23 protein-coding genes are annotated in these 25,542 nt (G+C 68.2%); 5 read left to right on the forward strand and 18 right to left on the reverse strand.

Translation table 11 applies throughout. The features are described 5' to 3' along the window. Positions 1–193: 193 nt before the first annotated feature. Positions 194–1,243 carry a cation diffusion facilitator family transporter gene (locus DB31_RS37565; protein ID WP_044197273.1) on the forward strand — a complete coding sequence of 350 codons (1,050 nt, stop codon included), beginning with the start codon at positions 194–196 and terminating at the stop codon, positions 1,241–1,243. Here DB31_RS37565 and nadE read toward each other — a convergent pair. Continuing rightward, on the reverse strand, positions 1,212–3,104 hold the full coding sequence (gene nadE / locus DB31_RS37570; protein ID WP_044197275.1) for an NAD(+) synthase: 1,893 nt from the start codon (positions 3,102–3,104) through the stop codon (positions 1,212–1,214). The two genes, DB31_RS37565 and nadE, sit on opposite strands and share 32 nt — an antisense overlap. A 117-nt stretch (positions 3,105–3,221) precedes the next feature. Further along, positions 3,222–3,878: an LON peptidase substrate-binding domain-containing protein gene (locus DB31_RS37575; protein WP_044197276.1), complete on the reverse strand. Its 657-nt coding sequence runs from the start codon at positions 3,876–3,878 to the stop codon at positions 3,222–3,224. A 128-nt stretch (positions 3,879–4,006) separates the two neighbouring features. Between DB31_RS37575 and DB31_RS37580 the strand changes: the two genes are divergently transcribed. Further along, positions 4,007–4,579, forward strand: a complete 573-nt coding sequence (locus tag DB31_RS37580; protein WP_044197278.1) for a YqaA family protein — start codon at positions 4,007–4,009, stop codon at positions 4,577–4,579. A gap of 12 nt (positions 4,580–4,591) precedes the next feature. Here the strand turns inward: DB31_RS37580 and espC are convergent, their stop codons facing one another. Then, a complete protein-coding gene (gene espC / locus DB31_RS37585) occupies positions 4,592–7,033 on the reverse strand; it encodes a serine histidine kinase EspC (RefSeq protein WP_240487106.1) in 2,442 nt (813 codons plus the stop codon). 196 nt (positions 7,034–7,229) lie between these two features. Between espC and DB31_RS37590 the strand changes: the two genes are divergently transcribed. Further along, a complete protein-coding gene (locus DB31_RS37590) occupies positions 7,230–7,451 on the forward strand; it encodes a hypothetical protein (protein WP_044197280.1) in 222 nt (73 codons plus the stop codon). 1 nt (position 7,452) lies between these two features. On the opposite strand, the gene DB31_RS37595 is transcribed toward DB31_RS37590, so the two are convergent. The 4 genes from DB31_RS37595 to DB31_RS37610 form a co-directional block, all read right to left on the reverse strand. Then, positions 7,453–8,121, reverse strand: a complete 669-nt coding sequence (locus DB31_RS37595; RefSeq protein ID WP_044197282.1) for an HAD family hydrolase — start codon at positions 8,119–8,121, stop codon at positions 7,453–7,455. An 88-nt stretch (positions 8,122–8,209) separates the two neighbouring features. Beyond that, positions 8,210–8,788, reverse strand: coding sequence for an ExbD/TolR family protein (locus tag DB31_RS37600; RefSeq protein ID WP_044197284.1), 579 nt, complete (start codon positions 8,786–8,788; stop codon positions 8,210–8,212). Between the two features lie 43 nt (positions 8,789–8,831). Further along, entirely contained in the window at positions 8,832–9,320 is a 489-nt protein-coding gene (locus DB31_RS37605; protein ID WP_044197286.1) for an ExbD/TolR family protein, read from the reverse strand. 88 nt (positions 9,321–9,408) lie between these two features. Continuing rightward, the gene (locus DB31_RS37610; protein ID WP_083969139.1) at positions 9,409–10,152 is read right to left on the reverse strand and encodes a MotA/TolQ/ExbB proton channel family protein; all 744 of its coding nucleotides are present in this window, start codon (positions 10,150–10,152) and stop codon (positions 9,409–9,411) included. A 298-nt stretch (positions 10,153–10,450) separates the two neighbouring features. On the opposite strand from DB31_RS37610, the gene DB31_RS37615 reads away from it, so the two are divergent. After that, the gene (locus tag DB31_RS37615; protein ID WP_044197287.1) at positions 10,451–11,329 is read left to right on the forward strand and encodes a cyclic di-GMP-binding domain-containing protein, MshE-related; all 879 of its coding nucleotides are present in this window, start codon (positions 10,451–10,453) and stop codon (positions 11,327–11,329) included. Positions 11,330–11,350: 21 nt separating this feature from the next. Here DB31_RS37615 and DB31_RS37620 read toward each other — a convergent pair whose 3' ends face one another. Further along, on the reverse strand, positions 11,351–13,282 hold the full coding sequence (locus DB31_RS37620) for a GAF domain-containing sensor histidine kinase (protein WP_044197289.1): 1,932 nt from the start codon (positions 13,280–13,282) through the stop codon (positions 11,351–11,353). After that, on the reverse strand, positions 13,272–15,245 hold the full coding sequence (locus tag DB31_RS37625) for a PAS domain S-box protein (RefSeq protein WP_169787147.1): 1,974 nt from the start codon (positions 15,243–15,245) through the stop codon (positions 13,272–13,274). Before DB31_RS37625 ends, DB31_RS37620 begins: the two co-directional genes overlap by 11 nt. A gap of 234 nt (positions 15,246–15,479) precedes the next feature. Between DB31_RS37625 and queD the strand changes: the two genes are divergently transcribed. Beyond that, complete coding sequence (queD, locus tag DB31_RS37630; RefSeq protein WP_044197291.1) at positions 15,480–15,878, forward strand: 6-carboxytetrahydropterin synthase QueD; 399 nt, start codon at positions 15,480–15,482, stop codon at positions 15,876–15,878. Here the strand turns inward: queD and DB31_RS37635 are convergent. The 9 genes from DB31_RS37635 to DB31_RS37675 all read right to left on the reverse strand — a co-directional run bounded on the left by DB31_RS37635 (position 15,821) and on the right by DB31_RS37675 (position 25,219). Then, a complete protein-coding gene (locus DB31_RS37635) occupies positions 15,821–16,657 on the reverse strand; it encodes a dihydroneopterin aldolase (RefSeq protein ID WP_044197293.1) in 837 nt (278 codons plus the stop codon). The genes queD and DB31_RS37635 overlap by 58 nt on opposite strands. Further along, complete coding sequence (locus DB31_RS37640; protein WP_044197295.1) at positions 16,654–17,379, reverse strand: SDR family NAD(P)-dependent oxidoreductase; 726 nt, start codon at positions 17,377–17,379, stop codon at positions 16,654–16,656. Before DB31_RS37640 ends, DB31_RS37635 begins: the two co-directional genes overlap by 4 nt. A gap of 95 nt (positions 17,380–17,474) precedes the next feature. Then, positions 17,475–17,975 carry a hypothetical protein gene (locus tag DB31_RS37645; RefSeq protein ID WP_044197297.1) on the reverse strand — a complete coding sequence of 167 codons (501 nt, stop codon included), beginning with the start codon at positions 17,973–17,975 and terminating at the stop codon, positions 17,475–17,477. Positions 17,976–18,161: 186 nt separating this feature from the next. Next, the gene (locus DB31_RS37650) at positions 18,162–18,566 is read right to left on the reverse strand and encodes a hypothetical protein (protein WP_044197298.1); all 405 of its coding nucleotides are present in this window, start codon (positions 18,564–18,566) and stop codon (positions 18,162–18,164) included. Positions 18,567–18,726: 160 nt separating this feature from the next. Next, positions 18,727–19,308, reverse strand: a complete 582-nt coding sequence (locus DB31_RS37655; RefSeq protein WP_157232363.1) for a hypothetical protein — start codon at positions 19,306–19,308, stop codon at positions 18,727–18,729. Between the two features lie 10 nt (positions 19,309–19,318). After that, on the reverse strand, positions 19,319–19,723 hold the full coding sequence (locus tag DB31_RS37660; RefSeq protein ID WP_044197300.1) for a hypothetical protein: 405 nt from the start codon (positions 19,721–19,723) through the stop codon (positions 19,319–19,321). 212 nt (positions 19,724–19,935) lie between these two features. Continuing rightward, positions 19,936–21,060 (reverse strand): hypothetical protein, encoded by a 1,125-nt coding sequence (locus DB31_RS49340; RefSeq protein ID WP_157232364.1) that lies wholly within the window; start codon positions 21,058–21,060, stop codon positions 19,936–19,938. Continuing rightward, the gene (locus DB31_RS37670) at positions 21,057–24,152 is read right to left on the reverse strand and encodes an IPT/TIG domain-containing protein (protein ID WP_083969140.1); all 3,096 of its coding nucleotides are present in this window, start codon (positions 24,150–24,152) and stop codon (positions 21,057–21,059) included. The genes DB31_RS49340 and DB31_RS37670 overlap by 4 nt, the downstream gene beginning before the upstream one ends. Then, positions 24,149–25,219: a hypothetical protein gene (locus tag DB31_RS37675; RefSeq protein ID WP_157232365.1), complete on the reverse strand. Its 1,071-nt coding sequence runs from the start codon at positions 25,217–25,219 to the stop codon at positions 24,149–24,151. Before DB31_RS37675 ends, DB31_RS37670 begins: the two co-directional genes overlap by 4 nt. Positions 25,220–25,542 lie beyond the last annotated feature (323 nt).

Genomic DNA, 25,542 nt, shown 5'->3' on the forward strand with positions numbered 1-25,542 from the left:
ACGGACATGAAGGTTGTTGCCCCCCTCACATCCGGCAAGGCGCGGAGCCTGATCCACGAGCAGGGCCGGAACCCCGTCCGGGGAGCAGCCAGCCAGTCGAGTCGAGTCGAAACAGCCGCTTGCCAAGAAACGCGGCGCACTCGCGTTTCAAGGCGGCGCGGAGGGGACCTGGGGTACTGTGCATCTGTTCCCTATGGCCTCTGCTTCTTCTCTGAAGACCGTCATCGCCGCGCTGTCCGGCAATACCCTCGTCACCCTGGTGAAGTTCATCGCGTTCGCGCTCTCGGGCTCGGGCGCCATGCTGTCCGAGGCCATCCACTCGGCGGCGGACACGGGCAACCAGGTGCTGCTGTTGCTGGGCCTGAAGCGCGGCAGCCGCGCGGGCGATCAAGAGTTCCAGTACGGCTACGGCGGGGAGCGCTTCGTCTTCGGCATCCTCTCGGCCTCGGGCATCTTCTTCGTGGGCTGCGGCGTCACCGTCTACCACGGCTTCCAGTCGTTGCTGCACCCGCACCAGCCGGAGATCGGCGCGAGCACCTTCGCGGTGCTGGGCTTCTCCTTCCTGGTGGAGGGCAGCGTGCTGCTGCTGGCGATCTCCTCCATGCGGAAGCAGGCGGCGGGCATGCCGTTCTGGCGCTACGTGCGCGAGAAGGCGGATCCGGCGGCCCTGGCCATCCTGCTGGAGGACGGCGCCGCGGTGCTGGGCCTGGTGCTCGCCACGACGGGCATCCTCTTGGCGTACCTCACGGGCAACCCGGTGTGGGACGCGGCCGCGTCGCTCACGGTGGGCTTGCTGCTGGGCCTCATCGCCGTGGTGCTGATGGTGGAGAACCGCGGGCTGCTGCTCGGCCGGGCCGTGCCCGCAGAGGTCCAGCAGCGCTTCGTGGAGCGGGTGCGCTCGCGCGGGAGCATCGCGGAGCTGCACGACGTGAAGACGCGGCAGCTCACGCCGGAGTCCTACCAGTTCAAGGCGGAGATCCGCTTCAGCGAGGACTTCGTCTCCGCGCGGCTGGCGGAGATCCTCCCCACCCAGGGGGTGCCTGCCTCGGGCGAGGCGCGGGCGCAAGCGCTCCAGGAGGCCGCCCGCCACCTCATCCGGGCTCTCAGCGAAGAGGTGGACGCCATCGAGGCCGCGGTGCGCGCCGCCATCCCCGAGGCCCAGCACATCGACCTGGAGCTGGAGCACCTGCCCCTGGCATCCCCCTCGGGGGCTACGCCTTCTTCGTCCACTCCGAGCCGGTGACGACCGGCAGCTGCATGGCGCGCTCGCGGTCCAGGTCCAGGTTGCCGATGTGCAGCGACAGGGGCGACTGCACCCACTTGTAGATGGACTGGAGGAAGAGCCGGACGAACTTGTCCGCGTAGCCCTGGAGCCGCGCGGGCTCGACCTCGGGGAACATGGCGGTGAGGGCCTGCACCAGCTCGGCGGGCACCAGCTTCTCGCCCGCGAAGAGGTAGAAGCACGCGTCCAGGATGGGGAAGGGCATCAGCTCCTCCTCACCTACCTGGTTGTGCGCGAGCTCAGGACCCGCAGGCTTGGCCAGCACCTTCTTGATGCCCTCGTAGCCTGTTTTCTCCTGCAGGTAGTCCAGCAGGTACATGACCACCGTCTTGGGCACGTTGGCGATGACGGCCAGGGCGCCCATCAGGTCTCCGCCGATGGTGGTGTAGCCCACGGACTTCTCGCTCATGTTGCCCGTCTGCAGGAACAGGCCGCCTGCCGAGTTGGACCAGTTCCACATGCGCTGGGCGCGCAGGCGGGCTTGGACGTTCTGCTCCGTAACCGCCGTGACGGGTTGCTCCCCGAGCATCTGCTTGGCCACGGCCAGCTCGCGGTCGAAGGCCTCCTCGATGGGGATGACCTGGAACGGGACGCCGAGCTCGCGCGAGATGGTCTCCGCGGCATCACGGGTGGCATCGCTCGAGTAGCGGCTGGGCATGTAGAAGGCCCGCAGCAGTGAGCCCGGGTTCTCGGGCCGCACCTTCTTCGCGTACCGGTGGGCAATGAGCAGCGTCAGCAGCGAGTCCCGGCCTCCCGACAGGGCGATGCCGATGACCTTGAAGGCGCGCGTCTTCTCGAAGTAGTCGCCCACGCCCAGCGCCAGGGCGTCGAGCACGTCCTCGCACAGCGCCTCGCGGGCGGGGCGGCGCTGGTCCGGCCCTGGCAGGAAGAAGCTGCGGTGCGCCGGCACCGGGTAGGTGAGCTTGTCGCGCTTGCTCTGGAAGACCTTCGTGCAGTCCAGCGCGGGCACCGGCTTGCCGCCACGGGCCACCCACGCCTCGTAGTCGCCGCGCCACGTGGTGTTCTCCGTGCGCAGGCGCATGGTGCGATCCAGATCCACCACTGCCGCCGAGTAGCCTTCCTGGAAGCGCGGCGTCTCGTGGACGTGGCGGCCGTTCTGGTTCAGGAAGCCGCCGCCGTCGAAGATGATGCCGTCATTGCTGCCCAGCGCATTGGCGTAGGCGATGGTGCACTGGTGGTCCGCGGCGCGCGTGGCGATGAGCTCCCGTCGCGTGTCCACGAAGCCGATGCGGAACGGCGAGGCGGACAGGTTCACCACCAGCTCGCCACCCGAGTACGTGCGCCGGCGCTGCGGCCCGTCCGCGCTCCAGATGTCCTCGCAGACCTCGGGGGCCAGGGTGCCGAAGTCGAAGCGGAACAGGTAGTCACCCAGCGGCACGTCGCGGTGCACCTCGGCCATGCCCGGGTAGCCGCGGGACCAGGTGCGTGCCTCGTAGAAGATGCTGTACGTGGGCAGCTTCTCCTTGGGCACCAGCCCCAGCACCTGGCCGCTGGCCACCACCGCCGCGCAGTTGAGGCGCAGTCCCTGGTGGGCCACCGCCACGCCCACCACGAAGACGGTGGACAGGCTGGCCGTCTCCCGTGCGAAGCGCTCCAGCTCCGGCCACTGGTGGTCGACGAAGCCCTGCCACTGAATGAGATCCTCAGCCGGGTAGCCGCCGATGACTTGCTCCGGGAAGAGGCCCACGGTGACGTCATCCGCCGCCATCTTCCGCGCCAGCGTGAGCACCCGCTCCATATTGCGCGTGAAGGCGCCCACGGTGGTGTTGACGCTGGCGATCCCTACCTTGACGAGCCGCATGGCTGCGAGTCCCCTTCGAGCCCGAGGCGCAACCCGCGCATCCCCGGGCCGGTGTCATGTCCTCCCCCAGCAGACGCCCGGGAGGGCGGAGACGCAAGCCTTTCGGCGTACAGCCGCTCAGTTCAGCGGGCCCGTGGGCCGCATCGGCTGCAGGCGGCCCAACAGCTCGCCTACTTCGTCGATGACCGCCTGGAGGCGCACGCGCACGTCCAGCTCGGAGAGCAGCTCCTGGCGCCGCTCGGGCTCGGGGATGATGGCGGCGGCCACCACGTCTGCCAGGGTGCCGCCGTTGGCCCGCGCTACCGCCGGCAGCAGTCCCTCGGAGAACGAGGGCGGCACCCGCCCAGCCAGCTCGAGCACGGCCTGACGCAGCTGCTCCTCCTCCGGCCCGTGGTACGACGGGTCCGGCAGCAGCTCGACGCGCATCTCGCGGTAGAGCCGCTCCGAGGGCAGCTCGGCCACCATGCGGGCCCGGCAGACGCCCTGGAGCAGCAGGTTGTAGCGCCCATCCTCCAGCTTCTCGTGCCAGACGATGAGGCCGACGCACATCATCTCCTGGACGGGCGGCCTCCCGGCGTAATGGGTCTCCCAGCCGGGCTCCAGCTGCGCCAGGGCCATCACCTGGTCCGAGGACAGGGCGTCCCCCACCATGTCCCGGTAGCGCGGCTCGAAGATGTGCAGGGGAATGACCGAGTGCGGGAAGAGCACCGCCGAGGGCAGCGGGAAGACCTTCAGCGCGTCTGAGGACTGGATGATGCGTTCCGGGACCGTCATGGGCTCTCCCTTACCGTTACCTTTGTTCATAAGTATGGGGTACGCAGGTCGCATCCCAATCAAGCGGGCGCTCCTCGGGCAGCAGGGCGGTGGAAACCGGCTGTGGTTCCGCTAGGGTGCGCGGCCACATGTCGGATACGTCCCAAGCCCCGATCGCCACCCAGTCCGAGAAGCTCTCCTGGTACCGCAGGCTCTACCTGCGCGTCGAGGCCCTGTCCTCCTCGAAGCATGCCCTGGCTGCCATGCTAGGGGTGTCGGTGATTGACGGCTCGGTGTTCCCCATTCCCCCCTTCGCGCTGCTCGTCCCCATGGTGCTGGCCCAGCCGCGCAGGTGGGTGCGCTATGCGGTGCTGGGCACGGTGGCCAGTCTCTTCGGGGGCCTGATTGGCTACTGGCTGGGCACCCTCATCGCGGCGGGGGCGGTGGACTTCCTGAACATCGACCTGAACGTGCGGGTGCAGCGCTTTGGCGTGGACGCCACCGTGGGCGAGTTGCTGGGCCAGAACTTCTGGGTGTTGTCGCTGCTGTGCTCGGTGCTGCCCACGCCCTTCAAGGTGGTGGCCATCGGCAGCGGCATGGTGTCCGTGCCGCTGGACCGGTTCCTGCTCGCGGCCATCATCGGGCGCACGGTGCGCTTCTTCGCCGTGGCCGGGGTGATGCGCTTCGTGGGGCCCACCGCGCGCAAGTGGCTGCGCGTCTGAGACGGGCGGACTTCAGGTGCCTGCGGGAGCGGGTTCCAGGGCCGCGTCGATGGTGGCCAGCAGCACCTCCGGGCGCACGGGCTTCTCCAGTACCTGATTGGGTACGGAGCGGATGAAGGCGCTCGCGGCCGGAGTGAAGGCCCCGCCGGACATGAAGACCAGCCGCCGAGCCAGCTCCGGAGCCTGCTCACGCAGCCAGTCGTAGATGTCCATGCCCGTGGTCCCCGGCATCTGCAAATCACACACGACGAGATCAAAGCGCTGCCCCGAGGCGACCCACTCCAGGGCTTCGCTGCCGCGCGTGGTGGTCACCACGTCGTGGTTGGGCGCCAGCAGCAGGCGCATGGACTGGGCCAGCCGGGGCTCGTCATCCACGATGAGGATGCGCCCGCGCCGCGCGGGGCGTGCTGGGGAGGCGGCCTGCTCCACCGGGCGGTGCGCGGGCTCGGCGGCGCGAGGAAGCTCCGGGGGTGCCGCAGGGAGCAGGATGGTGAAGACAGAACCCTGGCCAGGCTCGCTGCGCACGAGAATCTCCCCTCCGTGGGCCCGGACGATCTGCTGGCAGATGGAGAGCCCCAGGCCGGTGCCCTCCTCATGTGACTTGGTGGTGAAGAACGGCTCGAAGATATGCGGGAGCACCTCGGGGGCGATTCCCCGGCCGGTGTCCGACACCTCGAGCTGGGCCTGGCCATCGGGCGCCGTGAGCGTGCGGATCCGTACCGTGTGCTGCTCCGCCTGCCCCGGGGGGACGGCCTGCACCGCGTTCACGAGCAGGTTGAGGAGCACCTGGCCCAGCCGGGCCCCGCTCCCCAGGACCGGGGGAATGGCGCTGTAGTCCTCCACCAGCTTCGCCCGGTCGCGGAGCGCATGCCGCACCATCCGGAGCGCGGGCGCCGCCACCTCACGCAAGTCCACGCGCTCGCGGCCATCCGAGCCCTCGCGGCTGAACTTCCGCAGATCCTCGACGATGAGCCGGATGCGCTCGGCCCCTTCCTGCGCGTCCAGGAGATGGGAGAGTGCCTCCGCGGCTCCCGCTCTCCCCTTGCCCAAGCTGCGCGTCGCGCCGGTGAGGTTCAGCTCCAGGTAGGCCAGCGGGTTCTGGATCTCGTGCCCCACTCCCGCGGCGAGCGTGCCTACCGCGGCCACGCGCTCGGCCGCCATCAGCCGGGCGCTCAGCTCCTGCGTGGCGGAGACGTCGCGGTGAATGGAGACCAGGTGCGTCACCGCGCCGCCCGCGTCCCGCACGGGAGACACCTGCACCTCGCTGTGGACCCGTGAGCCAGCGCGGTGCTTGAGCAGCACCTGGCCACGGAAGGGTGTGGCCTCGCGCAGGGCGGCCTCCAGGCGCTGGCGCGTCTCGGGATCCATGTCCCCCATGTGCTCGAGCGGAGAGCGCCTCAGCAGCGCCTCCTGCTCCAGGTCCACCATGGCGCGGAAGGCCTCGTTGGCGAAGACGACGCGGGGGCCCTCGGGCGTCACCTCGTTGATGACGACCCCCTCATTCAGGCCGCGCACGGCGGTGGCGAGCAACTCCACCTGCCGGGTGGCATCCCGGCGCCCAGCGCTCACCGCCGCGAGCAGCAGGCCCGTGGTGGCGTTGACGGTGATGGCCAACTGCAAGAGCAGCAGCGTCCGCACCCGGGCCTCCGCCACGACCGTGGACTCCGAGGAGAGCCCCAGCCCCACCTCCGCGCTCCAGACCGAGCACAAGGTGAAGAGCAGGATGACGAACGCCACGCCGCGAGGGCTGAAGCGCAGGGCCGCCCAGACCGCCAGGGGGAAGAAGAAGAAGGTCGCCCTGTACCACGAGGCGTCTCCGCCCAACCCGGCCTGGGAAACCATCAGGCCCCCCAGCAGCGTGCAGCCACCGAGCGCCAAGGCCTCCCAGCGAAACCCCGCCGGCCGCTGTTGCCGGAGCAGCAGCAGCGCGGGCGTCACGACAGCGATTCCGATCCCATCCCCCAGCCACCACACCTGAATCGTCTTCGCGACGTCCGTCCACTCCAGCCCGCCCCAGAGCACGAGGCTGACCGTGGCCGCCGACGCGCCCACCAAGGAGGAGCCCAGCGCCGCGCCCACGCTGAGGGCGACAACGTCTTGGACACGCTCCAGCCGGGCCGAGAAGCCCCACCGCTTCAGCAAGAGCGCCCCTAGCACGGGCTCCAAGGTGCCGCCCAAGGCGCTCCCCAGGCTGGCGAGCGGTGGGTTGCCCATCCCCAGGCAGAGCACGAGGCCGCCGAAGAAGATGCCCGGCCAGTAGGACACGCCCAGCATCAGCAGTGCTGCCAAGGCCACGCCCGAGGCGGGCCAGACCGGGCTGACGTTGAACGCCCCGATGGAGAAGACCAGCCCTGCCTTGCCGACCAGCCAATACACGACGGCCAGCGCAAGCATCGTCACGATGCCGCGCGCCGTGGCTGCCCAGGCGATGCGCTCGCGTCCCGGAATGGTCACTCCCCCCAACGCCGGTCCCGCTGCTTGGCAAGCGGACGGCTGAGGACCATCGTACCCAGGCAATGGGTCGAAGCAACCCCCCCGGAATTCCCCAAGAAAATTCACTGCCTGTCCCCCCCTGCACTGGGGGGTGCGCCCGGCGCAATCGCGCGGCGGCCCGTGCGTAGGACAGGACAACAAGGAGGAAGCCAAGACGATGTCCAGACCTGGTGCCGCCGCTCTGTTGTCGTTCCTCATCCCCGGAGTGGGACAGCTCTACAACGGGGACATCCTGCGCGGGGTCTTCTGGCTCATCATCACGCCGGGCTTCTGGATTGGCACCGGCGGCCTGCTGGGCTGGGTGTGCCACTTCATCGCTGCGGCCACGGCGCACAGCCGCGCGGAGGAGAAGGAACTGCGCCGCCTCCCGGCCTGGTAGCTCAGGCCCCCGAGGCCCTCGCCGCTCTCAGCACCGCCAGCAGCTCCTCGGCGGTGGTGGCAAGCGCGCGAGCCCCATGGGACCGCAGCTCCTCGGCGCTGCGGAAGCCCCACGTGACACCGACGGCGTACATGCCGGCATTGCGCGCGGTGTTCATGTCCACCGCCGTGTCGCCCACGAAGGCGCAGCCCGCGGGCGCCACGCCGAGCTCCGCGGCCACTCCGAGCGCGGCCGTCGGATCCGGCTTGCGAGGCACCCCCGCCCGCTCGCCGTAGATGGACGTGAAGGGCACGCCGGGGAAGAAGCCGTCCACGAGCCGCCGGGTGAAGACATCCGCCTTGTTGCTCAGCACCGCCAGCCGGACGTTCTCGGCGGCAAGCTGCGCGAGCACTGCGGGGATGCCCGGAAACACGTGCGTCTGATCAAAGAGGTGCTCCTCGTAGTACGCGCGGTAGGCCGCGAGCACCGAAGCGGCCAGGTCCTCGCGGTCCGGAGGAAGGGCCTTGCGCACGAGCACCATCACGCCCTCGCCCACGAAGTGACGGTACTCGTCAACGGAGTGGAGCGGCAGACCGTGCTGGGTGAGCGAGTGGTTCATCGCGGTGGCGATGTCCGCCAGCGAGTCCACCAGCGTCCCGTCGAGATCGAAGATGGCGGCGCGCAGGTGCATGCCCCACCTCAAACACGAACGCCCCGGCCAGACAAGGCCGAGGCGCTCGGGCAACTTCAGAATCTCCGAAGAAGCTCCGGAGGGAGGTTTAGTGCGCGCCCTCCGCGGAGGCCACCGGGTTGTCGCCACCCTTGGTGAGCACCGCGAAGTTGATGTTGTTGTAGCCCGCGGTGGCGCAGCTGAACATCACCCGCTTGATGATCTTGAACTCCACTTCCTTGTGGGCCTGGATGTTCACGTCACCCTTGAAGGCGTTGTCCTCGCCGCCCGCCATGGCGTGCAGGTCCTCGAACTGCTTCTTCATGTCCCGCAGCTTCTCCTCCAGCGCGGGGATGTTGAGGTACTCGTCCTTCACCAGGTCCTCGGTCCGGCCGACGATGGTGCCGGAGATGGAGACCTGATCATTGGAGACCATCACCACCGGATGCATCTCCACTTCCTTGACGTTGACGGCCTCGGGCAGCTCGATGTCCTTGGTCATCATCAGCACCTCGCCCGTCGCGGAGAAGTTCGCGATGAGGAAGAGCACGATGATCACGAACATGTCCACGAGCGGGGTGATGAGCAGGTCGGCGAAGGTGCCTTTCTTGCCGTGTGCTCCGTGCCCGAACACCTTGGAGTGCTCGAGCCGCTTGCCGTACCGCTTGCCGGGAACCTTGATGGCCATGGCTTTGCTTTGACCTCGAATCCTTCCGTGGGTGGGGTGAGCGTTAGCCCGCCGCCATCACCGATACCTGCGGGAGTTGGTTGCCCAGACACTCGTCGATGATGCGCACCAGCACGTCGTAGCGGACCTTGTCGTCCGTCTGCAGCGTGATGGCCGACTGGTCCGGGAACTTCTCCTTGATCTCCTTGAAACGCTCCGTCAGCTTGCTCAGGTCGATCTTGCCGGTGTTCGTGTCCCGAACGATGGGAATCGGATCGAACGCGGCCTGATCGGCGGAGAGCACCAGCTGCTCGGGAGTGACGGCCAGCGTGAGCTGCACCGTCTTCGTCTGCTCGGCAGGCGGCTCCTCCGCCGAAGAGGGACCTCCCGCCTGGGACACCTGGAGGCGCCCGATCTGCGTCCACACGGCCGTCATGATCAGAAAGCTGATCGTCACGGCCATCAGGTCGATGAAGGGGACCAGGTTCACGGCCATATCGAGCGCCTTCTTGCCGCCCTTGCCGCCACTCCCCAGGTCCATTCCGCCGGCCATGGCAACCTCCTCACTCAATCCTGCAGCGGCCCGTGCCGCTGCAATCGTTCAACGTGACAGACACCAACGCTTCGCTCAGGTTCCCGGACTACTCCTCACCGTGGCCGTGGGCCGAGGTGGGGATGTTCAGGTTCTTGAACTTGTCGCGGTTGGTGACGATGAGGTTGAGGACGGAGACGCTGGTCTCGTTGATGTCGTTGATGATGCTCTGGGTGCGGCCCTGGAGCACGGAGAAGGCGATCAGCGCCGGGATGGCCGTCAGCAGACCGAAGCCCGTGCAGTTCATGGCTTCAGAAATACCGTTGGCGAGAATCGTCGCCTTGTCGGCCGGGTTCACGTTCGCCACGGCCTCGAAGCAGCTGATCAGACCGGACACCGTTCCGAGCAGACCGGCGAGCATCGCCGCATTGCCGAGCATCGCGAGGTAACCGGTGCGCGCCTCGATCTTCGGCGTCTCACGCAGCGAGGCCTCGTCCAGCGCGGCCTGGACCTCGTCCTGGCCCTTCGGAACGTTCATCAGGCCCGCCTTGATGACGGCGGTCAGCGGGGTGTTCTTCTGGCCCGCCACGTAGTTGATGGCCTTGTCCAGATCACCCGCGTAGATGTGCTTCTTGAGGCCGCGGAGGAAGCCCTCCTTGTTGATGGAGGACTTGACGAACAGAACGATGACGCGCTCCACGATGATTGCCAGCGCGATGACGGCGCAGGTGGCGATGGGGTACATACCCCACTGACCCGCCTCCCAGCGGCGAGCGATCTCTTCGAACAGCGAGCGCTCGGCTCCGCCAGTGTTGGCAAGGACGGTCAGATTCGTCAGAAACCCCAGGTTCATCGCGTGTTGCCTCCGATAGGCGGCCCGGGTTAAGCGGGCCTTCCAGATTTGCGTTCCCTGGCTGAGCGGTGCGTTGCCCCGGCAAGAACTCAATCTTGGATGTTGAAAACGTGAGCGCGACTTTAGGAACGCCCCCCTGGTGTGTCAAGGCGACCACCCGGCGTTAGCTATTGAAATCTCACAGGAAATTTCGTCATTTTGAGTTGGCTGAGGGGCTGCAATGGAGGCGGGGGGGCACCAGATGTGGTGCCTGGTCGGGTGCTTGGGTCCCCCCCTGGGTCGTGGTAAGCGCGCCCGCATGTCGAGGAAGCGGATAGGCGAGATTCTCCTGGAGCGGGGCGCGATCACGACGGCCCAGCTCGATGCGGGGCTCAAGGCGCAGCGGCAGACCCAGCAGCGGTTGGGGGCGACGCTGGTGAGCATGGGTGCGATCACGGAGCCCATGCTGGTGCAGGCGCTCAGTGAGGCCCTGGAGATCCCCGTGGTGGATCTGCGGACGGTGACGGTGGACTGGGCGGCGGTGCACCTGGTGCGCGCGCGGTTCTGCGAGAAGCACGAGGTGTTCCCCTATGTCATGGAGAGCGTAGGAGGCCGCCGGCAGCTGGTGGTGGCCATGACGGACCCGCTCAACCAGTCGGCCATCGAGGAGATCGAGTTCACCACCGGACTGAAGGTGAGCCCGCGCGTGGCGGCGCTGTCCGGGGTGCGCGGGGCGATCATGCGCTACTACCACAAGACCACTCCGGGGGCGGCGGCCAGCCCAGCCCGGTCCACGCCTTCCGCGCTCCCGAGTGCGGCCCGTGGCACCGGTCAGCGCCCCGCAGTTTCGGCTCCCCCTCCTCGCGCGGGGGATGACGACGACGAAGAGGTCATCGTCGGCGAGGAGGTGGGACCAGGCGAGAAGACGGAACGCACCTCCCTGGCAGAGCTGATCCAGCAGCGCGAGAAGCAGCGGCGCCAGAAGCGGGGCCAGGGCGAGAGCAAGGGCAAGAGCCGCCCGGCGGGCAACTCGGACGTGCTGGATGACCTGGACTCCCTGCTCGGCGGCCTGCGCGAGGAGCCGGACCGGGTGGAGGAGCTGGAGCGCAAGTTCTGGGCGCTCATGCGCATCATGGCGCGCAAGGGCCTGCTCACGAAGGAGGAGTTCACCCGCGAGCTGGACGACGACAAGGCGTGAGGCTCTCCCTCACTCCCTGGATCAGCGGCCCCCCGTGCCAGCCAGGGGCAGCCGCAGGGTGAACGTGGTGCCCTGGCCGAGCGCGCTGTCCACGCTGATGCGGCCACCGTGGCTCTCGACGATGCCCTGGACGATGGAGAGCCCCAGGCCCGTGCCTTTCCCCTCCTCCTTGGTGGTGAAGAAGGGATCGAAGATGCGCCGCAGGTTCTTCGGGTCGATGCCCGTGCCCGTGTCGCGCACCTCGGCCACGGCATCCTGGCCCTCGCGGCGGGTGGTGAGCGTCACCTGGCCGCCGGGGGACATGGCGTGGCACGCGTTGGTGATGAGGTTGACGAAGACCTGCGCCAGGTTGGCACGGACAGCGGAGATGGGCGGCAGCTCGGTGTACTCGCGGCGCACGCTCACCTTGGCCTGCGTCACCACGTGCTCGCAGTAGCCCACCGCCTGATCCAAGACGGCGGTGAGCAGCACCTTCTCCGGCTTGTCCTTGGCCGGGCGCGCGTAGGACACGAGGTCCTTGGTGAAGCGGAGGATGCGCTGGCTGCTCTCCTGGATCTTCCGCAGCTTCTCCAGGTCCGCCGGGTTGGAGTCCGGGCGCAGCCGGGCGTTCATCAGCAGGGACTCGCTGTAGGCGGCCACCGCCGTCATGGGGTTGTTGATCTCGTGCACCACGCTGGCGGCGAGTTGGCCAATGGTGGCCAGCTTCTCCGCGTGGACGATGCGGCGCTCCAGCTCCCGGAGCACGGTGAGATCCTGCCCGATGGCGATGACGCCCTCCACCTCGCCCTGAGGCGTGAGCATGGTGGAGGTGGCGAAGGCCACACGCACCTCGCCGTTGCTCGAGCGCAACCGCGTCTCGAACGTGTTCGCCGACTCGCCCTGCATGGCCGCCGAGAAGATGGCGCCGACGCGCATGTGCTCGCTCTCAGGGATGAAGGAGAGCGCGTCCTTGCCCAGCACCTCGTCCTTGGTGAAGCCGGTGAGCGCGGTGAGGGCCCGGTTGAAGACCACCACCCGCTTGTCCTGGTTGACCACCAGGATGAGGGCGTTGGCCTTCTCCAGCAGGTCCTCCAGGTACTTGCGCACGAACGTCAGCTCGTCGATGAGCTTCGCGTTGCGCACCGCCACGGCGACCTGGTTGGCCAGCTGCAAGAGCACCCGCTCGTCATGGGCCACATCCGCCTCGAGGCCCTCGGGGTACTCCATGTTGATGGCGCCGACGAGCTGGCCGCTGGCGACCAGCGGAGCGCTCACGCCATGGGCGCAGCCCTGGAACAACAGCGGCACCTCGCGGCTCACCACCACGCGATCGGCGGGCAGCACCTTCACGTCCAGGTGCGTCTTCTTCACCGCGCTCTGCTTGAGGACCAGCGGCTCGTGCGCGCCCTCCTTGAGCCGCCCCTCGGCGTAGAGCGAGGTGAGACCGCCGGTGCGGGCGTCGACGATGCGGATGCAGAAGGCGCGAGAGGGGAAAAGCTCCTTTACGCCGCGCGCCACGGCCGCGACGAGCTCCTCCTCGCCCCCGGCCTCCGCCACGCTGCGGCTGAGGTCCAGCAGCACACCCTCGGTGCGAGCCTGCTCCAGCAGGGCGCGCTCGGCCACCATGAGCCGGACGGGCTCGGGCTGGCCGCGCACCAGCACCGTGGAGCCCCGGCGCGTCAGCTTCACCCGGACCGGACGGGAGCCCTGGAGTGCCAGCTCGACCTCACAGGTGTCTCCCTCCTCGGGCACCCGGCTGCGGATCCGGGCCAGCGTCTCCAGCACGGCGGAGACCACCCCCTCGGGCGTGCTGGCGTGGGAGGTGCTGAAGCGCTCGAAGCAGGGGTTGGCCGTGAGCAGCTTCAGCGCCGGATCGCACAAGGCGAGGGGCTCATCGAGCAGCTCGAAGAGGTCCTGGTAGATCTCCGGCAACGCGCCGCCGGACATGCGCAGCACGCGGGAGTCACTCTTCATGGGAGGTGGCCTTGTCCAGGTCAAGGATGCGCTGCGTCCCGACGTATGCCTTGGTCTCGTAGCGGGTGATCTTTCCGATCTTCCGGACGATCTCCGCCATGCGCTCGGCTTCGCGGTAGATGATGTCCACGGGCCTATAGGCAAAGTCCTCGGGCTTGAGCCTGCGCTTGAGCAGCTCGGCGTAGCCCATCACCGAGGTGAGCGGCTGGTTGAGCTCGTGGGCGGCGGTGCCGGCCAGCGCGACGATGACGGCGCTCTTCTCACTCTCCTCCAGGCGCGTCTCCACGTCCGACAGCTTGCGCTCCAGCTGCATGCGGTCGCGGAGGTCCGTGAAGATGCCCACGGTGGCCACCTCGCGGCCGCCCTCGTAGAGGATGGAGGCCGTCATGTTCACCGGGACGAGCTCGCCCGAGCGGTTGATCAGATCCTGGCGGCACATGGAGAGCCGGCCGCGACCGCCAAAGTCCGGGCTGCGCAGCTGGGCCATGATGCGCTCGGGAACGCCCTTGGGGTAGATCTGCCGGGTGGTCATCCCCGCGAGGACCTCGTGGGAGGAGTAGCCGAGCACGGCCTCGGCGCCCTTGTTGAAGAGGATGACGCGGCCCTGCATGTCCGCCGCGATGATGGCGTCCACCGACGAGTCGATGAGCCGCTCCAGGAAGTCCTTGGTGTGGCGCAGCTCGTCGGCCAGCTTGCGCGCGAGCGTCACGTCGCGGAACGAGAGGATGGTGGCGGCGCTGCCGTCCTTCAGCGGCGCTGCCGCCATGGAGAGCGTCAGGTACCTGCCGCTCAGGGTCTGCACCTGCACGTCCAGGTTGGAGCGCGTCTCTCCGCGGCTGGCGGCGCTGACCATCTCCATCAGCACTCCGTCATCCACCGTCTGGGCGAGTTGGAGCAGGTGGCGCCCGCGGGCCTGCTCGGCCGAGGTGTCCAGCAAGGACTCGGCGGCGGGGTTGAGGCTGAGCACGCTCGCCTTGTCGTCGAGGATGGCCACGCCATCGCCCACATTGGCGAAGAAGAGGCGGTAGGTGCGCAGCGCGGCGGCCTGCTCCTCGGCGGCGATGCGCGCGGACTTCTCACGCTCCGTCTGTCCGCGCACGGTCTCGAGCACCGAGGCGTTGCGCAGCGCAATGGCGGTGGCGTGCGACACGGTGGTGAGGAAGTCGATTTCACGGGCGGCGAAGGTGCGCCGGCGGCCCGAGGCCCGGAGCAGGAGCACACCACGCACCTGGCCGCGGATGGGCAGGGGCAGCGCGGCGATGGCGTGGATGCCCTGGGCGGCCACGGCGCTGTGCACGCCCTCCAGCAGGGGATGGTTGGGGGCGTTCTCCACCACCACGGGGCGGGCGGTGCGGACCACCTCGCGGATCTCCGGATAGCGCGCCAGCTCGATGCGCCGGTCCTTCAGTGCCGGATCATCGCTGGAGGCGACGATGACCCCCTCCTGCGAGTCCGGATCCAACATCACCAGCGAGGCGCGGGAGATGTCCATCTGGAGGGCCAGGCGGCGCGTCACGTCGTGGAGCAGGGCCTCCACGTCGAGGCTCTCGGCGTAGTCGGCTGTCAGCTCGAGGAGGAGTGAGAGGTCCTTCTGAAGCTGGGACTGCTCCTCACGCTCCCGGTAGCGCTCTGCCAGGCGCTGGAGGCGGTAGGCGAGCTCATGGGGCACGGCGCTGGTGATGACATCCGCGGGCTTGAGCGGCTCCAGGGAGGCGAAGGCGTCCTCACCGGGGTCCACCAGGGCCAGCAGCAGGGCGCGGGAGGACTCACCCGTATCGAGCAGGGCAGCGAGCGCCGGGCCGCTGCCTGCGGCGGTGAGGTCCACGAGGATGACGGCGGCCCCCTTGGGCTGCTCGGCCACCCGCAGCCCTACTCGGGCGGCGGCACGGACGAGGGGCTCACGGGCGGAGGAGTCCGCGGGAACCAAGGCGACGGAGAGGGCGGTTTCTGGGGGCGACACCAAGGAGCGGGCTCCAGGAGGCGGGCTCGGAAGCCCGAGTCTACACGCGGCGGTGCCTCAGGGGCAGCCCGACGCCCCAGGGAGGCCAAGCCGCCAGGGCAAGCTGGCGGATCAGCCCGTTCCGTGGAAAAGGGCGGCTGGGGTAGAAGCGCCGTACAGGAAAATGGATGCGCCCCGCGTAGTCATGTGTAAGAGCAAGGGTTCGCGTGCGTCGTGCCCGCAGCACCAGGAGTCTTCGTGGAGATCTTCAAGGAGTTCACCTTCGAGGCCGCCCACCGGCTGCCCCATGTCCCGGCCGGCCACAAGTGCAGCCGCTTGCATGGTCACAGCTATCGCGTGGAGCTCCACGTGCGAGGGCCCGTGGGTGCGCACTCCGGCTGGATCATGGACTTCTCGGACATCAAGGAGGCCTTCGCGCCGCTGCATGCCCGGCTCGACCACTACTACCTGAACGAGGTGGAGGGGCTGGAGAACCCGACGAGCGAGAACCTGGCGCGGTGGCTCTGGCAGCGGCTGCGCCCCGCCCTGCCGCAGCTGAGCCGCGTGGTGGTGCGCGAGACGTGCACCAGCGGCTGCATCTACGCGGGTGAGGACGAGCCCGGCTCTCCCGGCGCGGCGGCCTCCTCCGGCGGGTAGTAGGAGCGGCCCTCCTGCGGCTGGAGCGCCTCGGTGGGGACGGCGGTCTCCACCTCATCCGAGGGAATGAAGCGAGGACGGTCCACGCAGAGGACAGTCTGCATGCCGGGGCTCGGGTTGTCGTAGCGGTGTGCGAAGCCTCGCGGCCAGCGGAAGGCCATACCCCGCGCCACGGGCTTGCCCTGCAGTTGGAGACCCGCGCCCAGCACCAGCTCGCTCTCCTCCATCATCTGGTGGACGTGAGGGGAGATGGAGCCACCGGGCCGGATGCACAGGCGGTAGATACCGTAACCCTCGCTCTCCTGGATGATTTCCACACGGCCGAAGGGCTTGTCCTCCACCGTGTAGTGCATCTCGTCCGCGGTGCGGTGCACCTGCAGAGAGGGAATCGCCCGCCCACCGAGCGCCTGAGGCTTGGTGACGCGCACGGTGGCCGCGTGGACCTGAGCCCGGTGCGAGTCTTCGGTCGGAGGTGCCAGCAAATAGCGGCACACGGCCTCGGTGGCGGACTCCAGCAACTCGAAGCGGCAGGACTCGAGCAGGAAGCGCAGCTCTCCCTCGAGGCGCCCGTAGTGGACGGTACGGGCCAGCTTGCCGCCATGGGCCGCCTCGCGCGTGTCGAGGAAGAGGGCTACGTCCAACTGTAGGGGCTGAACCACCACCCGCTCGCGGCGGTAGACCCCCACGATGCAGTCCACCGTGAGGCCTCGCACCTCGATGACGTCCAAGGGGCGGCCCCGTACATCCGTGACCGAAGGCCATCGCAGAGGCTCGCTCACAGCTGCGCGCTCCTTCCTCCATCCACCGCCACCACCTGACCGGTGATGTAGGGCGCCTCGCGGGCGAGGAACACCACCACGCGGGCGATGTCCTCCACGCTGCCCTCGCGGCCCATGGGGACGCGTTGGAGGAACTCCTCGCGAGCGGCGGCGTCATAGTGCTCGGGGAAGGCCACCACGCCTGGGGACACCGCGTTGATGCGCACGTGCGGGGCCAGCTCCACGGCCAACGCCCGCGTGAGCATGAGCAGCGCCGCCTTGCTCACCGAGTAGTGCGCGTAGTGGCTCACCGCGCGCTCTCCGCCAATGTCCGTGACATGCACCACCAGCGGCTGCGGAGCAGCGCGCAGGCTCGGCAGCAGGGCCTGGGTGAGGAAGAAGGGCGCGTCCACGTTCACCGCGAGCATCGTCCGGTACTGCTCGCGGGTAATGGCCTCGAAGGCCACGCGCTCGTACAGGCCCGCATTGTGGACCACCACATCGAGCACCGGGTGGGCCTCGCGGAGCTGGGCTCCCAGCGCGTCCACGCCGCGCGGGTCGGAGAGATCCGCCGAGTAGAGCGACACCTTCCGGCCGAGGGCTTGAAGCTCCGAGGCCAGGGCCTCCAGGGGCTTCAGCGAGCGATGGGCATGCAGCGCCAGATCATAGCCGGCCTGCCCGAGGGCCCGCGCGACGGCGCTGCCAATGCGAACCCCTGCTCCAGAAACAAAAGCGGTCGCCATGCCAGGTGATCCCTAGCAGGGCGCCGCTCAAAAGACACTTGGGAGTGTAACTCACCGGTCCGCCGGGAGACGAAGGCTCCCGGCGTCACCGCGGACTACTGGTAGTAGTAGTTCACCGGGGTGCCCCACTCGGGGCCAGTGCCGCGGTTCCAGTGGTGGGGGACCCACACCCACTGCTCCGCCACCTGGTAGTAACCCTCGACCCAGCGCTGATCGTAGTAGCCGCCGCGGCACTGCGTCGTTCCCCGGCGCGGCTTGTAGTGGCAATCCTGCGGCACCCACACCTGCTCGTAGCGGCCGGGCACCCACTGCTGCACCTGCCTCAGTTCATACCGGCCCTGCTGGTTCTGCGGAGACGTCGGCTGCGCGCCGTGGCGGCAGGCGCTGCTGTGCACGTGGCCATAGACGGGGCGGCCATACTGGCGGTCTTGGTCGTTCCAGCGGTCATCCCGGCGGTCATCCCGGCGATGGCCGCCGCGGAAGCCCTGGTCATCCCTGTGGTGCTGGGCTTGAAACTGGTTGTCGTCCGCCATCGCCGAGGTGCTGAGGAGCAGCGCGCCGAGAGCCAGGGAGAAGATGCCGGTCTTGAGGGCCATTTTCGATTTCCTCCGTCGTATCGCCTTGTGCCCCTTCTGACGGAGGCCCCCCCGAAGTATTCAACCCCACCCAACCGGCCGGGCCCCAGACGCACGAACGCCGCGGGCGGGGGCTCCCACCCACGGCGTCTTGCTGGCGGAGAAGACACCCGGGCCCCACAGGGCCGGGCTCACCCGCATGCCCACTCAGAAGTTGGAGTACGCCGAGCCGTTGTAGATGGACAGGCTGTAGCAGGCGCCGTTGGCGTCCCAGTTGATGTAGAAACGCCCCTGGTTCGCGAGCGCCGAGCTCCACAAGGCCGACACCGCCGCGTCCGGAGTGCAGCTATAGGTGCTGGGGGCAGTCGCGCCGGACACTGTGTAGCGCGCGTAGAAGCCGCGGCCGCCGGAGTCGTTCTCCCAGAAGTACGTGTAGGCCGTGCTCTGGGCATGCGCGCGCCAGCCGCGGAGGTTGCCGTAGCAGTAGCCCGAGCCGTCCGTGTACTGGTAGCAGTACCCGCTGTTGTAGCTGTAGCCAGCGCTCGCCACCGAAGCAACACCGAGAGCAGCCAGGGACACCACGGGGGCCAGCTTCTTCATGAACCGGTTCATTGCCATTCTCCTGCGGGTGAGCGGGCTTGCCGCCTCACCCCATTCATCGAGGGGTTGATGGAACTGCTGTGTCACCTGAACCACCAGGAGCGCGACGTCCGTCTCCCGGCGTGAAACCTTCGGGCGGGATTACCTCCGCCCGTCCGGCGCCTCCGAGTCACTACGGCAGACCCTCGGGGCTCTCGGGGGGAACCAGCTGGTTCTTGTTGATGGCAACCATGATGCGCCGCCGCACCTCGTCCGCCTCCGCGCGAGACCGCAGCTGAGCCAGCTCTCGCCGGATCTCCTGCGAGTCCTCCATCGTCAGCTTCCCCGTGGCCAGCACCCGGTCCACCAAGCTGTTGGCTCGCGCCAGGGCCTGCTGCTGCTCCGGCTTGAGGGGTGGCGGTGCCGGGGGCGCCTGAGGCTCACGCTGGGAGGAATCGGAGGACTCGAAGGCTCCGGACTGCTGGAGCTGCGTCACCATCCGCGCGGCGATGGCGTCGAGATCCGCCGGAGCCAGCCGGGCCTCTCCGGACTGGATGGCCGGAGGAAGGCCTGCCGCCACCCCGCCCTGAACCGGCATGGGGGCCGGGGGCCGGGCCATGACGGCCTTGCGCAGCGAGGACAGCTCCTCGGCCACCTGCTCCAGACGCTGCTTCTGGGCCTCCTGACCATGGCTCACGGCGAGGTAGCTCCCCACGCCGCTGCCCACGGCCAGCGCCAGCCCCAGCATCCATCCACGAAGAGAAGAGGCGGACATGGCGCTCGGCTCAGAAGTTGGAGTACTGGGAGCCGTTGTTCAGGTACAGATAGGTGCAGGTGCCGGTCGCGTCCCACTGGATGTTGAAGTAGCCCGAGAGTGTGAGCGCCTTGCTCCAGAGCGCCCCGGTGGCGGCGTCCGGCGTGCAGCTCCCCGTGGTGGTCACGCCCGTCGAGGTATTGGTGTACGCGCCGTAGAAGCTCTTGCTACCGCTGTCGTGCCGGTAGAAGTACGCCTGGGTGCTGCTGCCCGCGTGGTTCTGGAATCCAAGGAAAGAGCCGTAGCAGCCACCCGAACCATCCGTGTTCTTGTAGCAGTACGCCGACTCCGAGGTGTAACCGGCATATGCCAGCGAAGCCCCACCCAGAACGGCAACGGACAGCACCGGGACCATCTTCTTCGCGAAACGGGTCATTACACGTTCTCCTGGCTTAAGCGGACCAATCGGTTTTTCCTCCGAAGCCCGATGAACAGGATAAGTACAGAAATCGCTCTATCCTTGAAATTAGGGAGAACCCTCAAAACAAGTTTTGCCCGCATTCCGCCCAAGCCCTGGCAGGTACCAATGCCACTGAGTTGCAAGAGGAGAGAGCCTGTCGGGAATCCGCTACGGGAAAACCCTAGAACTCAGCGAGGCACCACTTCGTTGCAGGTGAGACCCTCGTCCGGAGCGCAGTTCTGCCCGATGAGGCAGCCGCCCACCCCGCGAAGATCCACGCAGCGCACGGGCCGGCAGTCTCCATCCGTCACGCACGGCTTGCGGCTCAGCGTGCACGAGCCCTGGCTGCAGGTGCCCTGCGCGCAGTCCGTGTCCAGCAGGCACGAGCAGTAGCCCAGCACATCGCCCTCGGCCACGTCACAGCGGCCCGCGCATGCGCCCACCTGCTCTCCCAAGCCCTTCACACACCCTCCACCGTGAGGGCAGTCCCCGTCCTCGTGGCAGGGCAGTGATGGATCCGGCGAGCACTCGGCGTCGGTGCGGCAGCGCGAGCGGCTGTAAGCCACCACCACGTCCGCGCATTGATAGCCATTGGGACAAACCTGCCCCCCGGAGCAATCCACGCCGCAGAAGGAGCCCCCTCCAGGCGCTGTCTCCACGAGGCAATAGTTGGCGCCCCGCCCGCACACCTGGATGCCACCGCCATAGTTGCAGCTGGCGCAGTAGGGACGGCGAAGCGGATCCGCGTCGCTGTAGCAACGCGCTCGGGACTCACCAGCCGGAGTGCCGCAGCGCTCGCCGAAGGCACAGTCGCGCTCGGACGCGCAGAAGGCTGCGTCACAGACACCTACCGCACAGGCGGCGCGCCCCGCTTCATCCACCGCATCACAGACACAAGCGGCGTCTCCACAGCGGCACGCCGTGCCTGGACAGTCGCCCGCGCTCCTGCAGCCCTCCTCGCACGCCGCACGCGAGGCGTCACAGACTTCGCCGGCCTCGCAGTGCAGATCCGTAGTGCAGCGCCCTCGCGCGAGACAGGTGCCGGTCGAGGTGTCACAGAAGAAGGCTGGGTCCGTGCAGTCCGCGTTCTTCTCGCAGCCCGCGCGCGGCTGGCAGAAGCCCGCAGGGTTGCACAGCTCGCCTGGGGCACACGCCGCGTCCGTGCGGCAGAGACACGCTCTGGAATCCGCATCGCAGCGATAGGCCTCCGCTGGCGCCCCACAATCCGAGGGCTCTCGGCAGGCCGCGCCGCCCTGGGTATCAGAGCAGGCAGCGAGCAGCAGCAGCAGGGCGAGAGGGCCGAAGCGGTTCACGGGCGGATCTGTTCCTGGCGGGCCAGCGCATACGCGGTCCACGAGATGGGGGACAGCGTGTCATAGGTCCAGCGGTCATATTGGAAGCGCGGCACGCGGCTGGTGGTCAGCTCCGCACGGAGCACGGCTCCCTGCGGGAGCGTGGCGCGCAGCACTTCCAAGGCCGGGGCAGGCATCGTCACCTGGGCCATCCCGCCTGGCATGATCACCGTCCATCGTGGGCCTCCGGTGGTTCCCAGCTCCGCGAGGACGAGCTGCTGTACATCCGGCGTCGCGCTGCCCTCCGCACGCCATGCCAGCTGACCTTCGAAGCGACCGCCCTGAGCGGGTGTGGTGAAGGTGGGAAGTGGCAACACGGGTCCCAACGTCACCCCTTGGGACAGAGCACCTGACTGCCGGTGGTAGAGCAGGCTCTGCGGGTATGCGGTGGTGCCTCGAAGCAAGTCGAGGAAGAGAAAGCTCGACCCATCGAGCCGAGGGAAGAACGGGAACGTGAGCTGCGGCCCGGAGCCTGTCACAGCCGAGGAGAGCCGCGTCCCCGTGCCCCAATTGGACGGGTGCGGGACGAACCCTTCCGAGCCCAGCTCCAGCCATGCGTAGACCTCATGCAGCGCGGGAACTCCGCCCACGCGCACAGGGCCCTCGGCGGTGAGTGGCGCGGTGACATCCAGGTGCATGTCGAGCACCACGTCCCTGCCTTCCGCCACCCGGGTGCTGGAGGCAGCAATGCCTCGGTGGATGCCCAGCAGATATGGCTCGAACTCCGTGTCCCTCACCACTCCCAGCACCGCGTAGACGGCTCGCAGCCCTGGCTGGGCGTGGACTCGGAAGGCGCCGCCATCCACGCGCAGCTTCCACGTGTCCTGGGTCCGGTCTCCCACGCCTCCGAAGGGTGGGCCTCCTGCGGGGCTCGACTGGGCAACGAAGACGCGCGCTTCCAGTTCCTCGTCGGACCCGAGTGGCCGGGGAGGCTTGAACCCACGCACCCGTCCTGTGATGACCGCCGAGGGAGGAAGCGGCGGATCGCCGGGGTTGGCTTCGCTCCCGATGCGGCGGAGGAAGACCGTCAGGTTCTCCGCTCGAATGTCAGTGACGGTGACGGCGTCGTAGCCCTCCTTATAGGCCGTCACCATCTGCGCTCCAGCGAGCCGCGTGTCCGAGAACGTCAGCTGTCCCCGCGCGTCCGTGCTTCCTTGAAAGGGTGTCGCCGAATCCGTGCCGAGCATCACCTTCGCCCCAGACACCGGTGCACCATAGGAGCCAAACGAGGAGTTCAGCACCGTGACGTTGAGCGTCCCGGTGAATGGCGCACCCGACAGTCCACCAGGGCCACGCGGGTCGAAGAAGGTGAAGCCCTGGGGCAGTGCGGCCCGAGAGCTTCCTCGCATCACGGCGACTTCCACGGAACCCAGGCTCGCAGGCGGCGTGCGGCAGGTGAGTGTGTGGGCATCCACCCGCTGCACGTCTCGCGCGGGCTCGCCTCCAAAGGTGACCGTGGTGCCCTCCTCCAGGCCGTCGCCTCGGAGTGTGACGAGGGTGCCCCCCGCGATGGCTCCTTGCGCAGGCTCGACCTGGCCGAGCAGGAGCGGAGCCTCGTAACGGAAGACCTCGGGCAGCACGGCCTCGTTCTCTGGGTCACTCGCGGCTTGGACATGGAGGTCATTTGCAGGACCACTTGCCCCTGGAGGGGTAGTGAAGTGGAGCCGAGACTCACCCTCGACAGAGGTGGACAGAGCCGCCTGCGCGCTGACCGATACCCTGGCATCAGAGGGAAGTTGAGCCCCTTCGAGGAGCACGTCTGTCCCGCCTGCGAGCGGTCCGATCGAGGGGACCACAGAGGTCAAGGCGAGCTTGAAGGTGTACCCATCTTGGAGGCTCGCGCTCGCTGTGCCCTGGGCTGCGGTCACCGTCACGATGCGCGGCAGAGTTCCTCGTACGGGGACAGTGACCCCAACGGTGGTGAAGTTCACGGCACCGGGGACCCCGGCTACGGGCTGGCCACCGAAGCTCACAGACAGTCCTGGTGCATCCAGCCCCTGCCCCGTCAACGTCACCGTGCCATCCGGCCGCGCGCCTACGTGCGGAAAGACTCCATAGAGCGCGAAGGGCCCAGCGGCATCGACATAGGTGAAGCCACTGCGAGCTGACCAAGAATCTCTCGGTGTGACGATGCGCACCTCTACTGCACCTAACGTCGTGCCAGGAGGCGTGGTGGCTGTGATGCGCGTCGGACTCTCCACGGTAAAGGCGGCGGCGGGAACACCTCCGAAGAGCACGTCCGTGGCCCCGCCGAATCCCTGACCCGAGAGCACCACCGAGGTCCCTCCTGCGAGAGGTCCCGTCAGTGGAGCCACATCCGTGATGCGCAGATCCTCGCTGTAGCGATAGGCCCGGCGCAGGGCGCCTCCTTCACCTCCTCCGAAGATGCGGACCTCCACGCTGTCCGCTGCGCGGCCCCTCGGGACCACGGCGCGCAGCTCCGTGGAAGAGAGGCGCGTCACCGTGGGACTCGTAAAGACACCGAAGAGCACCCGTGTCTCATCCGTAAAGCCGGAGCCCATCAACGTGACGGTGTTGCCTCCCGCCAGTGGCCCGCTCTCGGGAGAGACCGTGCGCAAGGTGAGTGGCTCGAACCACGTGAAGCAGCCATCGCAGACCGCAAGCCCTCGGGGATTCTCCAAGGTGATGCCCGCGGACCCTGCTGGACCGGGAGGTGTGCGCAGCTCGAGCAAGGTGTCGTCGATGATCTGGAAGTCCCGCACCGGAACTCCACCGACCTTGAGCACCGTGCGCTTCGCGGCTTCCGTGGTGCTGCTCGCCACTCCGAGCAGGTACCCACTGCCCCTTACCGTGATCCACGTCCCTCCGCCGCTCTCTCCGCGCGCAGGCAGAGCTCCGAGGATTCGAGGCGGAGGCGGCACTCCCGCATCCGTTCCTCCATCCGTGGGCCCCGCGTCCGGCCGACCTGCATCCGCAGGCCCAGGAGTCCCTGCGTCGTCGGAAACTCCGCCATCCACACTCGGCCGGCGCTCTCCACCGCAGGCGGCGAGCAGGCACAAGAGCACGACGCTCAGGCGTGCACGTCCGCTCATGGGAACTCCACCTGGAAGGTGTAGCCGTTCGTCGCGCGGGCATCGTCTCCCGAGACTCGGGCGGTGAGGGTCTTGCCTCCCACGGCCCCCGCCGGAAGTGCGACGACTGCACCCGATGGGTCCTCCGAGCAGCCCAGCTCCGTGGAGCCCTCGAACAGGCACAGACGCAACAGCCCACTTGCAGCCGAGTAGTTCGACAAAGTGGCCCTCACCCCGCGCCCCGCAGGCACCGACAGCGTGAAGTGGTCCATGTCCTGGGGACAGATGACACCCTCCACCACTGTCCCCGAAGCGTAAGGCTTCGCCGTCGAGGGAGTATCGTTGGGCTCTTGCCCGTCATCGTCACAGGGCGTGCCGCGCGAGAGGAAGAAGCCGACATCGTAGTGCTGCGCGGGAGCCAGCGTGGAAACCCGGACCACGTATGTGCCCGGAAGCGCCGCGACGAAAGAGGCAAGCATGCGCCCCGAGGACAGCACCCGTCCCCCTGCGTCCAAGATGACCGTGGAGAAGGAGGACTCCGCGAGGGGATCTCCCTCGACGTTCACTCCCAGCTGATCTCCTCTCTCCAGTGCCATCGCGAAGTGGTCCACATCCCCCGCGCACAGGGTCAGCTCGAGGTACTGGCTCGCGCTCACCGGGAAGGCCACCGAAGGTGAGTCATTCGGCTCCAGCGCATCCGCCTGGCAGGCCCGGGGCACACAGGTCCCCGTGCCGATGTCACAGCGCTGGCTCGCGGAACAAGTCTCATCGGAGGTGCAGGGCGGAGGACGCTCCAGGCAAGCTCCCGTCGGCACATGACAGGACAGCGGGACCCGGCAGTCCCGATCCGAGTAGCAACGAGGCGTCACCGCGCAGCGGCCCGCGGCATCACACAGGAACCCGGGCCCACACTCCGCGCTCTCGACGCACTGGACACAGCGGCTCCCGGCACAGCGTTCGCCCGGGGCGCAGACGAGCGAGCCGTTCGCTTCTGTGCAGCGAGGGACACAGGCATGCAGCCCCGTGTTGCAGATCTCGCTGGCGCCGCAGTCCGCGTCCTCGAGACAGCCGAGGTCCTCTTCGCACACGAGATTCCCAAGGTTGCACCGCTGTCCCGTGGGGCACTCGTCTTTCGTCCCCGAGGGACAAAGGCTGACGGCGATCCGTGGCAGGCACTGGCCCTGATGACACCAGGCGCCCAGAGCGCACTCCTCGTTGCGCGCGCAGTCCCCGCCCCAGCCCTCGCGCCAGGAGCAGACGCGAGCCTCCGCGTCACATCGCTCCGTCAGCCGACACTGGCCGTTCGACTCGCACGAGCCGCAGACCCCTTCTTGCGCGCAGACTTGCCCTCCCGGGCAGTCCTCTCGCCGCTCGCAGGCCTGAGGATGAACTCCGGCATCGGGCCGTGGCG

The sequence above is a fragment of the Hyalangium minutum genome, assembly GCF_000737315.1.
GTDB lineage: Bacteria > Myxococcota > Myxococcia > Myxococcales > Myxococcaceae > Hyalangium > Hyalangium minutum.

What these genes read in the sequence shown, in the direction of transcription:
- DB31_RS37615 (WP_044197287.1), top strand. Translation starts at nt 10,451, where the DNA reads ATGTCGAGGAAGCGGATAGGCGAGATTCTCCTGGAGCGGGGCGCGATC.
- DB31_RS37640 (WP_044197295.1), bottom strand. Translation starts at nt 17,379, where the DNA reads ATGGCGACCGCTTTTGTTTCTGGAGCAGGGGTTCGCATTGGCAGCGCC.
- DB31_RS37670 (WP_083969140.1), bottom strand. Translation starts at nt 24,152, where the DNA reads ATGAGCGGACGTGCACGCCTGAGCGTCGTGCTCTTGTGCCTGCTCGCC.
- DB31_RS37605 (WP_044197286.1), bottom strand. Translation starts at nt 9,320, where the DNA reads ATGGCCGGCGGAATGGACCTGGGGAGTGGCGGCAAGGGCGGCAAGAAG.
- DB31_RS37575 (WP_044197276.1), bottom strand. Translation starts at nt 3,878, where the DNA reads ATGACGGTCCCGGAACGCATCATCCAGTCCTCAGACGCGCTGAAGGTC.
- nadE (WP_044197275.1), bottom strand. Translation starts at nt 3,104, where the DNA reads ATGCGGCTCGTCAAGGTAGGGATCGCCAGCGTCAACACCACCGTGGGC.
- DB31_RS37620 (WP_044197289.1), bottom strand. Translation starts at nt 13,282, where the DNA reads ATGAAGAGTGACTCCCGCGTGCTGCGCATGTCCGGCGGCGCGTTGCCG.
- DB31_RS37600 (WP_044197284.1), bottom strand. Translation starts at nt 8,788, where the DNA reads ATGGCCATCAAGGTTCCCGGCAAGCGGTACGGCAAGCGGCTCGAGCAC.
- DB31_RS37565 (WP_044197273.1), top strand. Translation starts at nt 194, where the DNA reads ATGGCCTCTGCTTCTTCTCTGAAGACCGTCATCGCCGCGCTGTCCGGC.
- DB31_RS37645 (WP_044197297.1), bottom strand. Translation starts at nt 17,975, where the DNA reads ATGGCCCTCAAGACCGGCATCTTCTCCCTGGCTCTCGGCGCGCTGCTC.
- DB31_RS37595 (WP_044197282.1), bottom strand. Translation starts at nt 8,121, where the DNA reads ATGCACCTGCGCGCCGCCATCTTCGATCTCGACGGGACGCTGGTGGAC.
- DB31_RS37655 (WP_157232363.1), bottom strand. Translation starts at nt 19,308, where the DNA reads ATGTCCGCCTCTTCTCTTCGTGGATGGATGCTGGGGCTGGCGCTGGCC.
- DB31_RS37650 (WP_044197298.1), bottom strand. Translation starts at nt 18,566, where the DNA reads ATGAACCGGTTCATGAAGAAGCTGGCCCCCGTGGTGTCCCTGGCTGCT.
- DB31_RS37590 (WP_044197280.1), top strand. Translation starts at nt 7,230, where the DNA reads ATGTCCAGACCTGGTGCCGCCGCTCTGTTGTCGTTCCTCATCCCCGGA.
- DB31_RS37580 (WP_044197278.1), top strand. Translation starts at nt 4,007, where the DNA reads ATGTCGGATACGTCCCAAGCCCCGATCGCCACCCAGTCCGAGAAGCTC.
- DB31_RS37660 (WP_044197300.1), bottom strand. Translation starts at nt 19,723, where the DNA reads ATGACCCGTTTCGCGAAGAAGATGGTCCCGGTGCTGTCCGTTGCCGTT.
- DB31_RS37610 (WP_083969139.1), bottom strand. Translation starts at nt 10,152, where the DNA reads ATGAACCTGGGGTTTCTGACGAATCTGACCGTCCTTGCCAACACTGGC.